3 protein-coding genes are annotated in these 2879 nt (G+C 76.5%); 2 read left to right on the top strand and 1 reads right to left on the bottom strand.

Features of this window, described 5'->3' with window-relative positions; genetic code table 11:
* Positions 1 to 135 precede the first annotated feature (135 nt).
* Complete coding sequence (locus ACRYR7_RS25055; protein ID WP_432575079.1) at positions 136 to 1041, top strand: MSMEG_6728 family protein; 906 nt, start codon at positions 136 to 138, stop codon at positions 1039 to 1041.
* Positions 1042 to 1089: 48 nt separating this feature from the next.
* Positions 1090 to 1827 carry an HAD family hydrolase gene (locus ACRYR7_RS25050; protein ID WP_432575078.1) on the top strand — a complete coding sequence of 246 codons (738 nt, stop codon included), beginning with the start codon at positions 1090 to 1092 and terminating at the stop codon, positions 1825 to 1827.
* Between the two features lie 84 nt (positions 1828 to 1911).
* Here ACRYR7_RS25050 and ACRYR7_RS25045 read toward each other — a convergent pair whose 3' ends face one another.
* Positions 1912 to 2724: a hypothetical protein gene (locus ACRYR7_RS25045; protein WP_432575077.1), complete on the bottom strand. Its 813-nt coding sequence runs from the start codon at positions 2722 to 2724 to the stop codon at positions 1912 to 1914.
* Positions 2725 to 2879 lie beyond the last annotated feature (155 nt).

The raw sequence follows: 2879 nt of genomic DNA, 5'->3' as shown, positions 1-2879 counted from the left end.
CCCCCCCCCCACCCCCCCCGCTTAGTGAAAAAAACACCGACAACCACACAAACCCCCCCCCCAGGGGTCGGGGACGAGCGGGGTGGAGGGGGGGTGGGGTGGCGGCCCGGCGGCGCCCGCGCCACGGTGGGGCACGTGCAGACGTTCCTCCCGTACCCCGACTTCGCCCGGTCCGCGGCCGTGCTCGACGCGCCCCGGCTGGGCAAGCAGCGGGTGGAGACCCTGCAGGTGCTGCGCGCCATCGAGCTGCCCGACTACGGCTGGGTGAACCACCCCGCGGTGCGCATGTGGCGCGGCTGCACCCCCGCCCTGGTCGCCTACGGCCTGGCCTGCGTGGACGAGTGGACCCGCACCGGGCGCGCCGACTCCACCCGACGCCTCATCGCCGAGTTCGCCCCCGAGGTCGTCGGCCGCAGCCAGGCCGACCTGGCCGCCGAGGGCCTCATGCCGTACTGGCTGGGCGACGAGGCCCTGCACCTGAGCCACCGCTCCGCGCTGCTGCGCAAGGACCCCACGACCTACCGCCCGCTCTTCGGCGACGACGAGCCCGACGACCTTCCCTACGTGTGGCCCGAACCGCCCTCGCTGGAACCGCGCCCGCGCGCCGGCGGGCGCCTGGTGTGGGTGGTGCGCCCCACCGGCCCCGAGGCGCTCGCGGAGTTCCTCGCCGACGGGGTGGTGGGGCTGGGCACCGAGTCCGGCGTCGACGTCGACGTGCGCGTGGCCGAGGAGGGCACGACGCTGCGCCAGCTCCTCAAGCAGGTCTCGCCCGGCAAGCGCCCCGGCAAGGACCTGCGGGTGCTGGACACCTTCGTCAACGAGCTCGCCCCCGGCGACGAGGTCGCCCTGCCCGTCGAGCGCGAGCGCGCCCTGCTGCTCGGGGAGGTCCTGGGCGGGTACGAGTTCGACGCCCGCAAGGGCGTGGCGGTGCCGCACCGGCGCCGGGTGCGCTGGGGCGGGCGCGTGGAGCGCTCCGACGTGCAGCCGCCGGCGATGCTGCAGGACCCGCGCAAGCTGTTCTGCGTGGACGTCGCCGCGTAGCGGCCCGCGCCCCGCGTAGGACCGCGCCGCGCCGGGTAGGGGGCGGGCATGGCCGACACCGCTCTGCTCGACGTCGACGGCACCCTCGTCGACACCAACTACCAGCACGCGATCGCCTGGTACCGCGCCTTCCGGCGCCACGACCTCACCGTCCCCGTGTGGCGCATCCACCGCGCGATCGGCATGGGCGGCGACCAGCTCGTGCCGGCCGTGGCCGGCGACGGCTTCGAGCGCGAGCACGGCGACGACGCCCGCGAGGCGTGGGTGGAGGAGTTCGACCGGCTGCTGCCGGAGGTCCAGCCCTTCGACGGCGCGCGCGACCTGATCGTCGAGCTGGGGCGGCGCGGCTGGAAGGTCGTGCTCGCCTCCTCCGGCAAGGGCCAGCACGTCGAGGCGTTCCTGGACCTGCTCGACGCCCGCGAGCTGTGCGAGGCGTGGACCTCCTCGGACGACGCGGAGTCCTCAAAGCCCGCCCCCGACCTGTTCCAGGTGGCGCTGCAGAAGGTGGAGGGGCGCGACGGCGTCGTGCTCGGCGACTCCACGTGGGACGTGCAGGCCGCGGCGAAGGCGGACCTGCCGGCCGTCGCGCTGCGCACCGGCGGCTACTCCGTCGACGAGCTGCGCGAGGCCGGCGCGGTGGCGGTGCACGACTCGATGCGCGAGCTGATCGACGCCCTGGACTCCACCCCCCTCGGCGCCCCCGGTTCGGGGTCGGGTTCCGACTCCGACTCCGACTCCGGCCCGCGCACCGTCCCGCCGTCCCCCCTGTCCTTCCCCTCCTCCTGAGTCCCCACGCCCACCTCGCTGCGGTGATCGAGGAAGTGGCAACTTCCTTGATCACCGCAGGGAGGGGGGCGGGGAGGCCGGGGTTCACCAGGTGCGTGCGAGCAGGCGCGGCTGCAGGCCCAGGAGCTCGCCCAGGCCGCGCTCGAGCTCCGACGAGCGCCCCAGCACCTCGCCGGCGCCCACGCCCACCACCGTCCAGCCCAGGCGGGCCAGGTGGGCGCGGCGCCGCTCGTCGTGCGCCCGCTGCGCGGCGCCCTCGTGGAACTCCCGCCCGTCGTACTCGACCGCCACCCTCCGCTCCGGCCAGCCCAGGTCCAGGCGGTAGGGGCGCCCGCGACCGCGCGGCACCTCGATCTGGGTGGTCACCGCCGGGAACCCCGCGTCGGCGCACCGCAGCCTCAGCCACGACTCGCCCGGGGACTCGGCGCCGGGGTCGGCCAGGTCGACCAGGCGGCGGGCGCGGGCCACCCCGCGCTCGCCGGGCTGGCGGGCCAGCCGCTCCTGGGCCTCCCCGCGCGCGAAGAGCCCGCGCCGCAGGCCCAGGTCGAGCATCGCGAGCGCCACCGGTGGCGGTTCGAACCGGGCGGCGTCCAGCGCCGTGCGCAGCGGTGAGGTCACCGGCAGGCCGTCGACCAGCACCACGTCGCCGTCGGTGTCCGCGCTCCAGGAGCGGATGCCGGGCCGGCGCAGCGCGGAGCGCCCGGTCGGCAGGACGACGTGGACCTCGGCGGCGGGGTCGCTCTCGTGCGGCACGGCCGACCGGAAGCCGTGGACACCGGCTGCGCTGCGGCGCGCGATGGCGGCCCCCGGCGGCAGGACGGAGGCGGCCGCTCGCAGCCGCAGCCGCTCGTCGGCACCGGGGTCGGTCAGCAGGTCGTGGCCGGTCGCGGGGAGCACGGCCGCAGCGTGCCCGCGGCCGCGACGCCACCCGCCGCCGTCCACAGCGCGCCCCCGTGCCCGCCGCCGTCCACAGCGCCCGTGACGCCTGCGACGCCCGGAACCCGCCCCCCACTCTCGCGGTGATCAAGGAAGTGGCAACTTCCTTGATCACC

The sequence above is a fragment of the Kineococcus gurbantunggutensis genome (assembly GCF_050871925.1).
Classification (GTDB): domain Bacteria; phylum Actinomycetota; class Actinomycetes; order Actinomycetales; family Kineococcaceae; genus Kineococcus.
The sequence above is the reverse complement of the archived record's forward strand: the minus strand, read 5'-3'. Positions and strand labels throughout refer to the sequence as shown.